Here is a 14,354-nt window from a genome sequence, read left to right as displayed (position 1 = left end):
TGATGTCATCCGTGGGAGTGACCGAACCAGCGCTGCAAGCGGCTCGGTGCGGGGCGGCTGAAGGCCTGCAGCAAGCCTGCTGCATCGATCGAGCGCTGCGCTGCGTCGAACGCCAGTGCTGTGCGTAGGGCTGGCCAGCAATGCGCGGGAAGCTGCGGCGGGCGCTGCAGGGTGCTATCCAGCTCCATCGCCTTGGCCTGGCGAGCGCTGAGCCGGCGAAACGGATGGCTGCCGCTGGCCAGTTCGTAGAGCACGCAGGCCAGCGCATAGATATCGGCGCTGGCGGTCAGCTCGCCGCCGTCGAGCAGTTCCAGTGCCGCATAGCGCGGCGTCCAAGCCGCAAAACGCGTGCGACACAGGCGCGGCAGACCGGGTAGCAGGCCTTCCAGCGGCTGGCCGAGGCCGTAGTCGAACAGGCGCAGGCCGTCCTCGGCGAGCATCACATTGCTCGGCTTCAGGTCGCCATGCAGCACGCCCAGGCTGTGGGAATAGCTCAGCGCTTCCAGCAGCGGTAGCGCGATGCCCTGCAGTTCGCTCCAGGCTATGCCCTGCGGGCGTTCGCACAGCAGTTGGTCGAGGGTTGGCCCCTTGAGCAGTTCCAGGGTGATGAAGGCGCGCTGGCTGGCCGGGTCGATATCGAAGTTGTACAGGCGCACCACATGCCGATGGCTGAGGCGTGTCGTCAGTGCGTACTCGCTGTAGAGCAGCGCGCTGGCGTCCGGGTATTCGGCGAAATCCTCGCTGAGCGTCTTCAGCGCCACGTAAGGTTCCGGATCACCAAACTGTTCGCGCAGCAGATCGCGCGCGCGATAGACCTCACCCATGCCGCCGACGCCGAGCAGGCGCTCGATCCGGTAGCGGCCACCGAGCACGTCCGGCAGCTCGCCAGGGGCTGTCTTCGGTTTGACCGCTGCTGGCGTGGCCGCGGTGGACGTCAGGGCAAAGTAGGTGAGGTCGCTGGCCTGCAGTTGCGGTGCGTTCATCGGCGGATCACCACGGCGCTAAGGTTGTCCCGCGCCGGCCCCTTCAATGCCTGACGAAACAGCCTTTCGAGTGACAGGTGAGTGGATGGCAGGCTGAGTGCCGCACCGAGGGCATCGGCGGACATGCTTTGATGAAGCCCATCGCTGCACAGCAGCAGCGTGTCACCGGGAAACACGTCGAACTCGAGGATATCCAGCTCCAGCTTTTCACTGGCCCCGATGGCGCGGGTCAGCGCATGGGCCGCAGGATGCCTGGCTGCTTGTACGGGGGTCAGTTGTTGCTCGTCGAGCAGCTGCTGCAACAGCGAATGATCCCGCGATAGCTGATAGAGCCGCCCACTGCGCCACAGATAACAGCGGCTGTCGCCGGCCCAGATGCATGCCGCGCGGTCATCCTCCACGAGCAGGGCGACCACGGTGCTGCCGATCACCGGGTCCGGGCGTTCGGCGGTGACCGTCAGTTCCTGGCTGAGCCGGCGATTCAGCTCGTGCAGGCAGCACCGCAGCGCCAGCACCCGCTCTGGCAGGTCGCCCGTAGAGGACAGATCGGCCAGCTGCTCGACGATCAGGCGACTCGCCAGCGCGCCGTTCTGGTGTCCGCCCATGCCGTCGGCCACGGCCCAGAGGCCGGCCTGCGGCAGGTCGAGGAAGGCATCTTCGTTGCGCGCCCGCACCTTGCCGGTGTCGGTGCGCGCCGCGCTGCGCCAGCTGCACACCGTTGCACTCATCACAGTGTTGCCGGCAGCTTGAAGCCGCGCAGCAGCGCGAGGTCGAACGGATTCGGCGAGCGCTGGGCATGCAGCAGGTAGTTGGCGCGCAGGCCGCCGAGATCGGCCTTGAGCATCAGCACGTCGCGGCCGCTGTGGTAGTCGACCTGCATTAGGTCGATCAAGCGGAACAGCGACCAGGGCCCGGTGTTCTTCTCGATGCCGACGCGACGGCCGCCGAGTTCTTCCACCACCAGGCTGGTGCGCCCGTCGTCGGCCTCGGCTGGCCAGCGGAATGCGGTCTGCACGATCGGACCGTGGCGATACTCCATCTGCTGGTTGCCGAAGCGGAAGTCGGCCCGGCCGAGGCTCGAATCCAGCGAATAGGGCTCGAGCTTGAACAGGATCAGCGGCTCGTTGGGGTTCTCGGCGAAGAAGCTGCGGCGAATGGTTTGCGCGCGGCTCATCTGCGCGAGGAACTGCTCGGACAACGGCAGGCCGCGACCGTCGACCCGGCGTAACCGGTACTGGCCGGCGCTGCCGCTGACGAAGGGCTTGAGGTAGCGCTCGAAGAAGCTGTCCGCCAGGCCCTGGGCCTTGAAGAACTCGCGGAAGTCGGCGAGGGCGACGTCGCTGGCGCTGTGGGCGCTGAATGGGTAACGCTCGCGCAGCGAACCGCGGTAGCTGGCGTAGAGCTCGTTGCGATAGCGCTGGTTGAGGTAGTGATAGGCGTCGCTGAGCACCAGCGACCAGCTGTCCTCGGCCAGCAGTCCCAGCCACTTGCCGACCGGTTGCGGTAGGCGAGCAGCACTGCTGCGCAGCTGGTTGATGGCGTCGCGCTGACCGCCCATGCGCGCCTTGGCCATCTCGAATGCGGCCTGTTCCGGTGCGCTGGCGTGGGCCAGCGAGGCCAGTTGCAATTGCAGAGCATCGAGTGCCTGCAGGCTTGCCGTCAGCTCTCGGCCAGCCGCGCCGTTCTCGTCGAGCAGCTGGTGCAGCGGTGCGAAGCGGCGCTCCAGGGTCTTGCGCGCGGTGTCCGGGATATTCTTCAGCATGGCGGCCTGGGCCTGCTCGGCTGCAGCGGTGGCCAGCTTGGCCGCCTTGCCGAGCTTGCCGCCCGCGCCTTGCGCCGCTTCGGCCAGCTCGCCGGCCCCGGCGGTCGCCTCGGCCAGACCGGCGAAGCGGGTGTTCTCGCGTACTTCCAGCAGCAGTTGCAGCAGCGGCGAGTTGGCAGCGGTGAGCCCGGCGAGCTGCGCGGCACCCAGGGCCGCACTACCGGCGGGGAGGATGTTCAGCTGGGCGATCGCTTCACTCCAGTGCGCGGCATAATCGCGGAAGTACAGCTGCTCCATTTCCACCAGCAGACGGCCGAGGTCCTTGGCGCTGAGGCTGTCGCCTTCGCCCAGCACCCAGTTGTCGCGGAGGATTTCGCTGACCAGATCGGCGCCCTGAGCGACGAACAGTTTTTGGTAGCCGCGCTGGGTATAGAAGCCGGGAATCGTGTAATCGCCACCGACGAATAGTGGCGCCTGCGGGCCGAGCTGGGTGTTCAGTCGATAGTCGGGAAGGTTGCGCGCCTGATCGCGCAGCATGCGGTACACCACCGCCGCCAGCGATTCGCTGCGTAGCTGGGCACGGGCCTTGGCCACCAGATTGTCGTTCAGCTGATACGGCGCAAAGGATTCTTCCAGCAGCCGCGCAAAGTGCGTGTTGAGTCCCTGCTGTGCCACGGCATTGCCGGGATGGCGCAGCGACCAGTCGGCGGCCAGCCAGTCCTTGAGAAACGCCGCATCACGGCGTTCGGCAAGGTTCAGCATGAGGTATGCGCGCAGGCTGCCGAGCAGCTGTTCGCGATCATTCAGGTTGGCGCGGATCTGCGCTTCCAGCTGCCGGGCGACCCGTGGCAGCAGCAGCGTTTCCAGATCGCGGCGGTAGGCGTCGTGCAATGTCGGGTCGACCGCCTCGCCCTGATACAGGCCACCACGGCGTAGCCAGGACACATCGTCCCTGGGCGGAAATACTTGGGTTGCCGCGTAGCTGCCATCGAGCACCTTGAGGGTGCGCAGTGCTTCGTCTTCCACCTCGATGGTCTTGCGTTCGCCGCCCAGCGTCTGGGCGATGCCGCGCAGCTGTTCGAGGCGCTCGTGGTTGCTGGAGAAGTTCAGTGCCCAGGCGCCGCCGAACAGCACTAGGCAACCGAAGGCGCCCGCATAAAGCGCGCGTTGGCCCCAGTCGATGCGGCGGACCTCGCGCTGGTCGAGGCCCGCCAGTTCGGCTTCGGGAAAGATCACTCGGCTGAGCAGTTGATTGATGAAGCGTGCACGACCACTGCGGAAGGTCGGCAGAGCGCTGCTGGCCAGGCCGAGCTGGCGGCCGATGCCGGCAGTGAGCGGGTCGAGACCTTCGCGCAGCTGCGGCGCGCTGGTTAGGTAGAAACCACGCAACTGGCTGGCACGCTGGTAGCGGTTGCCGGCAAACGCGAGCTCGATGAACAGGCTCAGGCGCTCGCCGATCTGCCCCAGCTGATGCGGAAAGTCGAGGATGCGTCCGCGGCGCTGGGTGTCACGTTCCTGGTGCATGCGCATGATTACCTGGCTGTTCAGCCGGCGCAGCAGTTCCTCGAACTCCTCGCGTACCACCTGCGCATCGCTGCCGTCCTGCTCCTTACGGAAGCTGGCGCCGAGCACCTGATCGCTTTCCTCGCGGGACAGCTGATCGAAGAACTCGTCGAAACCGAGAATCCGATCGGCCTTGCTCAGCACCAGATAGACGGGTACATCGACGCCCAGGCGCTGGTAGATCTCATGCAGGCGCTGGCGAGCCTGACGGGCAAGGTTCTCCAGCTCCAGTTCATTGCCGCCTAGCAGCTGATCCACCGGCAGGTTGACCAGTACACCGTTGAGCGGTCGGGCACGGCGCTTGCGCAGCAGGCCGAGCAGAGTGTCCCAGGCGCTACCGTCGACGGCGACGTCGGGCTGGGTCAGATAGCGGCCGGCGGTATCGATCAGCACGGCATGATCGGCGAAGTACCAATCGGCGTAGCGGGTGCCTGAAACGTCCTTGGTCAGGCGCTGCTGCTCGCTGCGGTTGAGCGGGAAATCCAGCCCGGAGAAATCCAGCAGGCTGGTCTTGCCGCTACCCTGGGGGCCAATCAGCAGGTACCAGGGCAGCTCGCTGCGCCATTTCTCGCTGCGCCCGCGGTAGAGGCTGGAGGTTTTCAGGGTGCGCAGCGCCTGTTTGAAGCGATGGCGCAGTTCCTGTTGCTCCTCGCCGATCAGACCGTCGCGGCGCAGCTGCTCCTGAATGTCCTGGTCCTCGGCATCGCGCTTCTTGCGCACGCTGGCGCGCCAGCTGGCGAAGACCATGGCCAGGCCCCAGCCGAGGAACAGGACGCTGATGCTCAGCAGACGACTGCTGGATGACTCCCAGAAGCGGTGGTCATTCACCGCCAGCAGCGGTCCGACGAACCACACCAGAACCGCCAGCAGCAGGACCAGCAGCAGGCTCCAGACCCAGGTTCGGCGCAGCACGGCGCCGAGTTTGCCGAAGAACGTCTTCATCTCATTTCATCCCTGACAAGGTGGAATCGCCGGCATCCATGTCCAGCGAGCGATAGGGCTGCAGCACGCTCTCGCGTTGTTCGCCGAGGACCCAGGCGAAGCCGCCGTAGATCACCCCGAGGCACATCAGGGTGAACAGCGCGACCATCCACCAGGGTACGATGCGCACCAGGCGCCGGCGGGTGTCCTTGAGGCCCTCCCAGTGCGGCGACAGCTCGCGCGGTATGTCGCCACGCATCTGCCTGATCTGCCGGTAGAGGCTGTCGCGCACCGCTTCCAGCTCGAGCATGCCGCGCGGCAACACGCGGTACTTGCCCTCGAAGCCGAGGGATAGGCACAGGTACATCAGCTCGAGCATCGGCAGGTGCTTGACCGGGTTGCGCGATAGCCGCTCGAGCAGCTGGAAGAACTTCTCGCCGCCGAAGGTTTCGTTGTGGAAGGAGGACAGCAGGCTCATCTGCGACCATTCGCTCTCGTTGCCCCAGGGCGTGGTCACTACGGCCTCGTCGAGAATGGTGCAGAGCACGTAGCGCGCCGCCATCACCTGACTGCTCTCGGCGCCGTCGTGCAGGGCGCGGTGCTCGAACAGCTTGATCGCGCTGCTCAATTGCCGGTGCAGTGCCTGCAGGTCTTCGCTGTCCAGGCTGTGCTTGAGCCGTACCACTTCCGAGAGCAGCGGTGAGGCGGCGGCCACCAGCGGATTGAGACTGATGTTGAAGGTTTCCGCCGGGCGCAGGCGGGCGGCGTAGATCATCCGCTCCTCCAGCTGCTCGAAGCGCGGCGGGGTGTCGAAGTCGGTCAACGGGCTCTGTGCCGGGGCCTCGCCGGCGCGGTTGACGATGACCGTGTGGTCGTTCTGTCCGTAATCCATTTCCTTGATCATGTCGCTCAGTCCCTGACCGCCCAGAATTTCAGTTCGAGCCCGGCGAAGTCACCGGACACATGGAAGGCAAAGCCGCCGGAGCGCTCCAGCTGCGCCTGGTCTTCGGCGCTGAGTTCCAGCGCGAAATAGGTCTTGCCGGCATGGAAGGGGATCTGCCGCGGAGCCACAGGCAGCGGTTTGATGCGGATGCCCGGCAGATGCAGGTTGACCAGCTGGCGGATGCGCTCCACCGGGCCGATCTTCAGGTGCGCCGGCAGGCGGGTGCGCAGGGTTTCCGAATCGCACTGAGCGCTGGCGGCAAGCACGAAGGATGCCGTGCCGAGCAGCTTGTGATCGTGCAGTGGCGATACCTGGATGCCGTACTGGCGCTGCTGCAGCAGCAGTTCAATGGCGTGCTGCTCGAGCACCATCGACAGCACCTGGCGGATCGCGTCCATCAGCTTGCGGAAGCTCGCGCCCTGGTCACTGTGCTGGTAACGACCCTCCAGGCGTGGGCGCTTGCTCTCGCTGGAGAAGGTCGCCAGCTCGCCGAGCAGACCAAGCAGGTCGCGGTAGATCTGCTCCGGGTGCACCTGCTCCACGCCCAGGTAGTGGCGCAGCACCGGTTCGTGACGGTTGATCAGCTGCAGCATCATGAAGTCGCCGACCTCGGCGCCACCGACCTTGCCGGTGGCGCTGATGCGCTCGGCGAGGGTGTCGCCGCGGTGGGCGAGCATGCTGATCACTTCCTTCAGGCAGGACAGCAGATAGCCTGAGGCCTGGAAGTTGACGTAGGTCGGAATGAACTCGGGGTCGAGGCTGATGACCCCGTCCGGCGTGGTGTCGAGCACCTCGCACAGCTGCAGTTTCACGTAGGCCTGGTCGCTCTGCTGCTCGCCCAGCAGCAGGCGGAAATCCGGCAGCCCGGTGCTGACCTGGCTGGTGCTGCTGTCGCCGGCATTGGAGTCGGCGACATCCAGCTCATGGGCGGTGTAGCGCGCCAGCACGTCCTTCTGTTCGGGGCGACGCGTTTCGATGTGGTTGCCGGTGACCAGTGGCAGCGCGAGGTATACCGGTGTACTGCCGGTGTTCGGCGGAATGTCCAGCGCCAGTGGCTCGCGCTCGCTGCCCAGCTCGAACAGCGTGCCATCCGGCAGGATGCCTCTGGCCTGGCTGAGCACCAGCTTGCCCATGTTGAGGAACTGGCGGTCGATCTCCAAATTGAAGAAACCCCAGGCATAGCTGCCCAGCTTCTGGGTGCGCGCCTTGAGTTGGTGATCGTAGTAGCGATCGTTCTGCTGGAAGTGCTGCGGACGCAGCAGCATGCCTTCCTGCCAGACAACCTTGTGCAGGCTCATGCTTATTTTCCTTCTTCGGCGAGCGGGTCGAACAGCGCGATGCCGCGCTCATCCAGGCTTAGGGCGACACGGGTGCGCTCTTGCGGCGGCACGGCGATGACGTAGCGCCAGCTGGCTTCCGGCAGGTCGCGGTAGGCGGCCAGCACGCCGACATAGCGGCTGCCCTCCTGCACCGATAGCTTCAGCTCGCGGCTTTCGCCGGGACGCAGTTCCAGTTCCTCGGAGGTCACCAGGTCTGGCGCCAGGGCTTCCTTGGGCCGCTGGTAGAGGGCGAAGAAGTCGCCGTTTTCGAACGCCACCGGATGCTTGAGCTCCAGCAGGCGCAGCACGATCGGCGACGGCCGGCCGTTGAGGTCGGGATTGAGATGGTCGCTGCCGTGCAGTTCGAGGTCGAGCTTGGTCAGCTTGGAGTACGGCGACAGCGCCGAGCAGCCGCCCAGCACGAGCAGCGAGGCCAGCATGGCCAGGGTGATGCGACGAGGCATGGGATCATCCTTGATGGGTTGAATCGAGCGTGGCGATCAGGCGCACCTGCTCCTCATAGGTCTTGGCGAAGTCGCGGGCGAACAGCCGTTCGCTCCAGTCGGCGTCCTGGCCGAGGCTGTGATGCAACCGGCGGTAGGCGCGCCAGCGACTGCCGGCGGTGGCGATCAGCGGCTTGCGGCCCTCGCGTTCGAAACGCAGTGCCAGCTGCTCCGGCGCCAGCTGTTCGAACATGGCGTGAACGGCGGCGCGGCTGGCCGCCAGCAGTGCCACCTGATGCGCCTGCAGGTCGCGGAAGGCGCGTCCGATGGCCTGTTCGGCCGAGAGCTGGCCGGGCTTGCCACCGCGCAGCAGGGCGCTCACGGCCTCACCCGTATCGGCACTGTGCTTGAGTGGGTTGTTGCCGGCGCTCTGCACAGTGGTCAACGCCAGGCGCAACTCGTTCTTCAGCTCGCTGCGGGTGCGTAGGCTCTGCTGCAGGCCGCCGACGCTCTGCTTGAGCAGGCGAGCGGCAGTCAGTGCCAGGGCCTGGCGCTGGTCCTCATCGAGATCGTCAAGATCGATGCCCAGCGCCTCGCCGAAACGCGCCCAGAATCCCTGCGGCTGTCGTTCGGGCTCGGCTTCGCGCTTGGCTTCCGGCGCTGCCTGAGGCATGACCAGCTCCGGCAACGGCAGGCTTTCCATGTCGATGCGCGCGTAGTCGCGCTGCTGCGCCTGGCGCTGTGGCGCTACCAGGGCGAGGTCGAGGTCGTCTACCTCGGCATAGACGCGCTCCTGCTGATCCATGGCAACCAGCGGATCGAGGTCGAGAAAAGCGTCGTCGGGGATGATGCTGCCGGCCGGCTGCGGGCGGCCGATGTCGCCTTCGAACAGCGCCGGGTCCTGAATCAGCCGGGCGCGGATCTCGAAGTCGCCCAGGCAGTAGACGCTGCCATGCTCGATGCGCTGCGGCTGGCCCTTGACCAGGCTGGCGCCACTGTCCTTGAGCTGGATGCCGTTGCTGCTGGTGTCAGTGAGAAAGAACGCGCCGTCGCGATAGCTGACCACCGCGTGGCGCCCGGAAAGTACACGCTTGCGATCGGGGATCACCCAGTCGCAACCTTCGGCCCGGCCGATCACGCCGCCGGCCTGCTTGAAGGTTTTGGTGGTCAGCAGCCCGGGCACGAATTGCTGGGCACCCACCATATCGAAGACCAGTTCCATGGTCGTGTCGCTCCTTGCGGTCACTGGCCGCGATTCAAAGCCTGCGGGTCGCCCAGCGGACGATATTGGTCATCGTTGAATTTGTAGTTGCCGGTGCAGCCGGTGAGCAGGGCCGCGGCGAAGAGCGAAACGAGGGCGTAATAGCGCACGGGCACGCGATTTCCTCCTTGAAGTCGTGTGTGGGGGCAAGGTGCGCATGGCGCGACCTGGTCGGCGCATTGAAGTTCAGTTGTCCTGCAGGCTCGGTGATCGGGTTCACAGAACACCCGTTGGATGCGTCTAAAACGAGCGTGAGGTCAGGTTGGCGCAGGCCGATGGCGCCGCATGGCAGGTTTCCCTTGCATCAGCATCCCGATGCAGGCAGGGCGGCCTGCACTTGCCTGTGTTGGCTTTTGGCCGATCAAGGGCAACGGTCTGAAGATGGTGCGCAGAAACGACAAAGCCCGCAGTGAGCGGGCTTTGTCGGAGCGTTTCGAGCGGGACTCGAAACGACTATCTATATGGCGCATCCGGCGGGATTCGAACCCACGACCCCTGCCTTCGGAGGGCAGTACTCTATCCAGCTGAGCTACGGATGCGTTGCGGGGCGCAATCATACGCATGTCGTTGACGGGCGTCCATGCTGGTGCGGCCGGACGGATACGGTCCAGGTGCGGTTTTTTCGCAGCTGCCCGAGGCTGGTCCGGCTGGTACCCTTGCGTGTCGCGGCCGGGGGTCGTGGTTGTTCGAATGGCGAGGGGATGGAGATGTCGGGCCATATCAAACTCTGGGATGCGCCGCTGCGGCTGTTTCACTGGTTGTTCGCCGGGACGGTGATCGCGGCCGTCGTCACCGGCTGGGTGGGCGGCAATCTGATGCCCTGGCATGGCCGGCTCGGTCTGCTGGTGCTGGGGCTGCTGGTATTTCGTCTGGTGTGGGGCTTCGTCGGGTCGACCTACGCACGCTGGTCGCGGATCTTCGCGGCAACCGTCGGTGTGAAGGACTATTTGCAGGGCAACTGGCGCGAGGCCGGGCACAACCCGCTCGGTGCTTTTTCGGTGCTGGCCATGCTGCTGCTGGTGAGCTTTCAGGTGACCAGCGGCTTGATGGCAACCGATGACATTGCCTTCCAGGGCCCGCTTTATGCGTTGGTCAGCAGCGAAACCGGCAGCGCGCTGAGCGGCCTGCATCGGCAGGCAAAGTGGCTGCTGCTGGTGCTGATCGGCATGCACATCGGGGCCATCATCTATTACACGCTGGTGATGCGCCGTCCGCTGGTGCGCGCGATGATTGCAGGAAGAACGCAGCGCGAGCACCCGACCCAGCAGGATGCCCGCGGTGGTTCGCTGTTTGCGGCGGTGCTGGCGATTGCGCTGGGTGCGGCCTGCGTATGGGGTGTGCAAGCGGTAGGGGATTGGCTGGAGCCGGAACCCGCCGCGGTCGCACCGAGCCTGGACTGGTAAGCCAGCCGACTGGCAGGTATCGGCTGGCTGCGCCGGGTCAGTCGGCGCGGAACTTGTCGTGGCAGGACTTGCAGCTGCCGCCGACATCGCCAAAGGCTTTCTTAATGGCGGCCTGATCACCTTCCGCTGCAACCTTGGCGAGCTGGTTGGCGGCGGCGGTGAACTTGCGGCCGATCTGCCCGGCTTCGTCGAGGTTCTGGAAGAACTCAGGCTTCAGGCGGGTGGCCTTGCCCAGTTGCTCGGTGGTGGTATCCGGGCTGTACAGGCTGCCCATGCCGGAATTGGCGATGGCGGCGATGGCATTGGCGGCGGCGGCGACCTTGGCCTGGTCGTAGGGCTCCTTACCGTCGACCACCTGGGCCTTGATCTTGCCCATGTTCCAGGACATGAACTGGTAGCCGGCCTGGCGGGTTTCGACCATCTCTTCCGGCTTCATCTGCGCCTGGACGGCAGTGCTGGCCAGCAGGGCGGCGGCCACGGCGCCTGTCATCAATGATTTCACGGTAACTCCTTATCGATCCTTGGTTATCGGCGGCCGAGGCCGCTCGCGCGCAACTATACCCCGGCCAGTAGTAGGGTTTGGGTAACAAGTCGTGACAGGCCGTGCGATGTATCAGGCTGGTCAATGGCGCGACAACGTCATGCGTCATGAGCTTGCCGGGCCAGTGGCTGCGGTCCTAGCATGGCCGTTCGCAGTGCAATGCGGCGACAGGAACCGGGCGGCGAAGGACGGTTCAGATGATCGTCGTATCAGCCAAACTTTCCGCAGCGGGCCTGCCGCTACGATGCCCGAGGAGACTGCCATGCAACTCAAAGACACCGCTCTGTTCCGTCAGCAGGCCTATATCGATGGCGCCTGGGTCGATGCCGACAGCGGCCAGACCATCAGCGTGAACAACCCGGCCACCGGCGAAACGCTTGGCACGGTGCCGAAGATGGGCGCCGCGGAAACCCGTCGCGCCGTCGATGCCGCCGAGCGTGCGTTGCCGGCCTGGCGTGATCTGACCGCCAAGGAGCGTTCGCAGAAGCTGCGCCGCTGGTTCGAGCTTTTGATGGAGAACCAGGACGACCTTGGCCGCCTGATGACCCTGGAGCAGGGCAAGCCGCTGGCCGAGGCCAAGGGCGAGATCGCCTACGCCGCCTCCTTCATCGAGTGGTTCGCCGAGGAAGCCAAGCGCATCTACGGCGATACCATTCCCGGCCATCAGAAAGACAAACGCATCATCGTCATCAAGCAGCCGATCGGCGTGACCGCGGCGATCACCCCGTGGAATTTCCCGGCAGCGATGATCACCCGCAAGGCCGGCCCGGCACTCGCAGCTGGCTGCACCATGGTGATCAAACCCGCTTCGCAGACGCCGTTCTCGGCACTGGCGATGGTCGAGCTGGCCGAACGCGCCGGGATTCCCAAGGGCGTGCTCAGCGTCGTGACCGGCTCGGCCGGCGACATCGGCAACGAGCTGACCGCCAACCCCAAGGTCCGCAAGATTTCGTTCACCGGCTCCACCGAAGTGGGTGCCAAGCTGATGGAGCAGTGCGCGCCGGGGATCAAGAAGGTCTCGCTGGAGCTCGGTGGCAATGCGCCGTTCATCGTCTTCGACGACGCCGATCTGGACGAGGCGGTGAAGGGTGCCGTGCAGTCCAAGTACCGCAATGCCGGGCAGACCTGTGTCTGCGTCAATCGCATCTATGTGCAGGATGGCGTGTATGACGCCTTCGCCGAGAAGTTTCAGGCGGCGGTGGCCAGGCTGCGGGTCGGTAATGGCCTGGAGGAGGGCACGGATCTCGGCCCGCTGATCGACGATCGCGCTGCCGCCAAAGTCCGCGAGCATATCGAGGATGCCGTCGCCCAGGGCGCGCGACTGGTGGCGGGCGGCCAGGCCCATGCGCTTGGCGGCAGCTATTTCGAGCCGACCGTGCTGGTCGACGTGCCGGACAGCGCCAAGGTGGCCAAGGAAGAGACCTTCGGCCCGTTGGCGCCGCTGTTCCGCTTCAAGGACGAGGCCGATGCGATCGCCAAGGCCAACGACACCGAGTTCGGCCTGGCCTCCTACTTCTACGCGCGCGATCTGGGCCGGGTGTTCCGCGTCGCCGAGGCGCTGGAGTACGGCATGGTCGGCATCAATACCGGACTGATCTCTACCGAAGTGGCGCCGTTCGGCGGCGTGAAGTCCTCCGGTCTCGGCCGCGAGGGCTCGAAGTACGGCATCGAGGATTACCTGGAGATCAAGTATCTCTGCATGGGCATCTGAGCCACCTGCGACAGCTGGCCTCAGGGGCCGAGGCTGGCTGTTTGCTATAGGTCCGTGCAGAATCGCGCCCCCACTGGCGCGATCCCTCTCAAGGATCTTTCGCCATCTACCTACACCGTCGCTAGGCTGTGGTGACATCTCCAGCGAGCAGTGCAGTGAGCATCTCCGCCCAAGTTTCATTCGTTCTGGTTGCCTACAACGAGCCCTGGCGCGCGGATCAGCTTTGTCAGCTGGTGCGCGAACTGCGCCCCGGTATGCGCGTGCAGCCAGCGGCCGATGGGCATGCCGCGCTGGAACTGTGCAAGCGTCAGGTGCCCAGCCTGTTGATTGTCGATGGTGAGCTGGATGGCCTTGATGGCCGCCAACTGCTGCGCGAACTGCGTCGCCACGGTCCGACCCAGCGCCTGCCCTGCGTGCTGATCAGCGCGCGCACCGATACCGCCAGCGTACGCACCGTGCTGCCGCTGGCACCCGCCGCCTACCTGGGCAAACCCTATGATCTCGACGACCTGCGCCAGCGCCTGGACAAACTGTTGCCGCGTTCGGCCGGTCGTGCAGGGATAACGACGCCCGCATCGACAGACAGCGTGGACGGTTTTCTCGAGCGCATGCGCCCGCATAACCGCGGCGCGCCGCTGCAGGAGGGGGTGCTGGTGGCACTGCAGCGTCTGCAGAGCGGTGATCAGGATTTCGCCGAGCTCGAAGAGCTGTTGGCCCGCGACCCGCAGGTGACCGCGCGGCTGATCAGCGTCGCCAGCAGCGGTACGCAACAGGCCGCACCATGCCTCAGCCTGGGCGAGGCACAGCGCCGACTCGGCGCTGCGCGCAGTCTCCAGCTGGTGACCGAGCTGGCGCTGCAGCACAACGCCCGGCTGATCGAGCCACGTCTGGCCGAACTGGGTGCGCAGCTTGGCGCGCAGGCGCTGCGCACCGCACGCCTGGCCAGCTGGTTGGCGCGGCAGCTGAAGCTGGACAGAGAGCTCTGCTTCAGCGCCGGCCTGCTGAGGAACATCGGTGAACTGGCGCTTTTACGCAGCCTGCAGGACTGGCTCGACAGTGGCGGCGAGCTGGATGAGTCGAGTCTTCAGCGCTGCCTGCGGGAACGGGCCGCAGGCTTTGGCTCGGCGTTGCGCGCGCAATGGGCGCTGCCGCTGGAGTTGCGCCAGGTGATCGCGGCCTACTACGCCCTGGGCGCCGGCGCACTCAGCCGCGAAGCGCTGGTGCTCAACCTGACGCGGCTGCTGATCGATCTGCCGGAAGGCGGCGAGCCCGCCTCCCTTTCCGGCGAGCGGACGGTGCGTTTGCTGCGTATCGACCCCGACCTGCTCGCTCGCGCCCCGCGGCATGCCGTTTCCGGCTGAAACCGCCGCGCCCACTTTGGCGGCGACATTCCTCTGACTGATAGTGCTGTCCGACGCCGGTCCGGCTGCCGGCAATATCAAGCGCTGACGCGCATTACGCGCCTTTGCCCCGCCTGATTGCTGGGCAATGCCGGCCTATCGAC

The 14,354-nt window shown here is 65.7% G+C and carries 12 protein-coding genes and 1 tRNA gene; 3 read left to right on the top strand and 10 right to left on the bottom strand.

Annotation, left to right across the window (positions count from 1 at the left end; all coding sequences use genetic code 11):
• Positions 1-5: 5 nt before the first annotated feature.
• The 9 genes from LW136_RS21930 to LW136_RS21890 form a co-directional block, all read right to left on the bottom strand.
• Positions 6-983, bottom strand: a complete 978-nt coding sequence (locus LW136_RS21930) for a serine/threonine-protein kinase (RefSeq protein WP_234174201.1) — start codon at positions 981-983, stop codon at positions 6-8.
• Positions 980-1,711 carry a PP2C family protein-serine/threonine phosphatase gene (locus LW136_RS21925; protein ID WP_234174200.1) on the bottom strand — a complete coding sequence of 244 codons (732 nt, stop codon included), beginning with the start codon at positions 1,709-1,711 and terminating at the stop codon, positions 980-982. Before LW136_RS21925 ends, LW136_RS21930 begins: the two co-directional genes overlap by 4 nt.
• A complete protein-coding gene (gene tssM / locus LW136_RS21920; RefSeq protein WP_234174199.1) occupies positions 1,711-5,250 on the bottom strand; it encodes a type VI secretion system membrane subunit TssM in 3,540 nt (1,179 codons plus the stop codon). Before tssM ends, LW136_RS21925 begins: the two co-directional genes overlap by 1 nt.
• Before the next feature lies 1 nt (position 5,251).
• Positions 5,252-6,133: a type IVB secretion system protein IcmH/DotU gene (gene icmH / locus LW136_RS21915; protein WP_234174196.1), complete on the bottom strand. Its 882-nt coding sequence runs from the start codon at positions 6,131-6,133 to the stop codon at positions 5,252-5,254.
• Between the two features lie 5 nt (positions 6,134-6,138).
• Positions 6,139-7,470: a type VI secretion system baseplate subunit TssK gene (tssK, locus tag LW136_RS21910; protein ID WP_234174194.1), complete on the bottom strand. Its 1,332-nt coding sequence runs from the start codon at positions 7,468-7,470 to the stop codon at positions 6,139-6,141.
• 2 nt (positions 7,471-7,472) lie between these two features.
• Positions 7,473-7,955, bottom strand: coding sequence for a type VI secretion system lipoprotein TssJ (tssJ, locus tag LW136_RS21905; protein ID WP_090522908.1), 483 nt, complete (start codon positions 7,953-7,955; stop codon positions 7,473-7,475).
• Between the two features lie 4 nt (positions 7,956-7,959).
• On the bottom strand, positions 7,960-9,156 hold the full coding sequence (gene tagH / locus LW136_RS21900) for a type VI secretion system-associated FHA domain protein TagH (RefSeq protein ID WP_234174193.1): 1,197 nt from the start codon (positions 9,154-9,156) through the stop codon (positions 7,960-7,962).
• A gap of 20 nt (positions 9,157-9,176) precedes the next feature.
• Positions 9,177-9,311, bottom strand: coding sequence for a hypothetical protein (locus LW136_RS21895; protein WP_014822124.1), 135 nt, complete (start codon positions 9,309-9,311; stop codon positions 9,177-9,179).
• Between the two features lie 346 nt (positions 9,312-9,657).
• Positions 9,658-9,734: transfer RNA gene (locus LW136_RS21890), tRNA-Arg, on the bottom strand.
• 168 nt (positions 9,735-9,902) lie between these two features.
• Between LW136_RS21890 and LW136_RS21885 the strand changes: the two genes are divergently transcribed.
• Positions 9,903-10,598 carry a cytochrome b/b6 domain-containing protein gene (locus LW136_RS21885; RefSeq protein ID WP_172602790.1) on the top strand — a complete coding sequence of 232 codons (696 nt, stop codon included), beginning with the start codon at positions 9,903-9,905 and terminating at the stop codon, positions 10,596-10,598.
• A 37-nt stretch (positions 10,599-10,635) separates the two neighbouring features.
• On the opposite strand, the gene LW136_RS21880 is transcribed toward LW136_RS21885, so the two are convergent.
• The gene (locus tag LW136_RS21880; protein ID WP_041015466.1) at positions 10,636-11,088 is read right to left on the bottom strand and encodes a c-type cytochrome; all 453 of its coding nucleotides are present in this window, start codon (positions 11,086-11,088) and stop codon (positions 10,636-10,638) included.
• 313 nt (positions 11,089-11,401) lie between these two features.
• Here LW136_RS21880 and gabD point away from each other — a divergent pair, with 313 nt between their 5' ends.
• A complete protein-coding gene (gene gabD, locus LW136_RS21875; RefSeq protein WP_003282461.1) occupies positions 11,402-12,850 on the top strand; it encodes an NADP-dependent succinate-semialdehyde dehydrogenase in 1,449 nt (482 codons plus the stop codon).
• 155 nt (positions 12,851-13,005) lie between these two features.
• Positions 13,006-14,211, top strand: coding sequence for an HDOD domain-containing protein (locus LW136_RS21870; RefSeq protein WP_234174187.1), 1,206 nt, complete (start codon positions 13,006-13,008; stop codon positions 14,209-14,211).
• The last annotated feature ends 143 nt before the right edge of the window (positions 14,212-14,354 follow it).

It is taken from the genome of Stutzerimonas kunmingensis, from assembly GCF_021432085.1.
GTDB lineage: Bacteria > Pseudomonadota > Gammaproteobacteria > Pseudomonadales > Pseudomonadaceae > Stutzerimonas.
This window is presented reverse-complemented; position numbering and strand designations above follow the sequence as displayed.

Bases quoted from the DNA above. Each gene is read 5' to 3' on its own strand.
- tssM (WP_234174199.1), bottom strand. From the start codon at position 5,250: ATGAAGACGTTCTTCGGCAAACTCGGCGCCGTGCTGCGCCGAACCTGG.
- LW136_RS21885 (WP_172602790.1), top strand. From the start codon at position 9,903: ATGTCGGGCCATATCAAACTCTGGGATGCGCCGCTGCGGCTGTTTCAC.
- gabD (WP_003282461.1), top strand. From the start codon at position 11,402: ATGCAACTCAAAGACACCGCTCTGTTCCGTCAGCAGGCCTATATCGAT.
- LW136_RS21930 (WP_234174201.1), bottom strand. From the start codon at position 983: ATGAACGCACCGCAACTGCAGGCCAGCGACCTCACCTACTTTGCCCTG.
- tagH (WP_234174193.1), bottom strand. From the start codon at position 9,156: ATGGAACTGGTCTTCGATATGGTGGGTGCCCAGCAATTCGTGCCCGGG.
- LW136_RS21880 (WP_041015466.1), bottom strand. From the start codon at position 11,088: ATGACAGGCGCCGTGGCCGCCGCCCTGCTGGCCAGCACTGCCGTCCAG.
- LW136_RS21925 (WP_234174200.1), bottom strand. From the start codon at position 1,711: ATGAGTGCAACGGTGTGCAGCTGGCGCAGCGCGGCGCGCACCGACACC.
- icmH (WP_234174196.1), bottom strand. From the start codon at position 6,133: ATGATCAAGGAAATGGATTACGGACAGAACGACCACACGGTCATCGTC.
- tssK (WP_234174194.1), bottom strand. From the start codon at position 7,470: ATGAGCCTGCACAAGGTTGTCTGGCAGGAAGGCATGCTGCTGCGTCCG.
- tssJ (WP_090522908.1), bottom strand. From the start codon at position 7,955: ATGCCTCGTCGCATCACCCTGGCCATGCTGGCCTCGCTGCTCGTGCTG.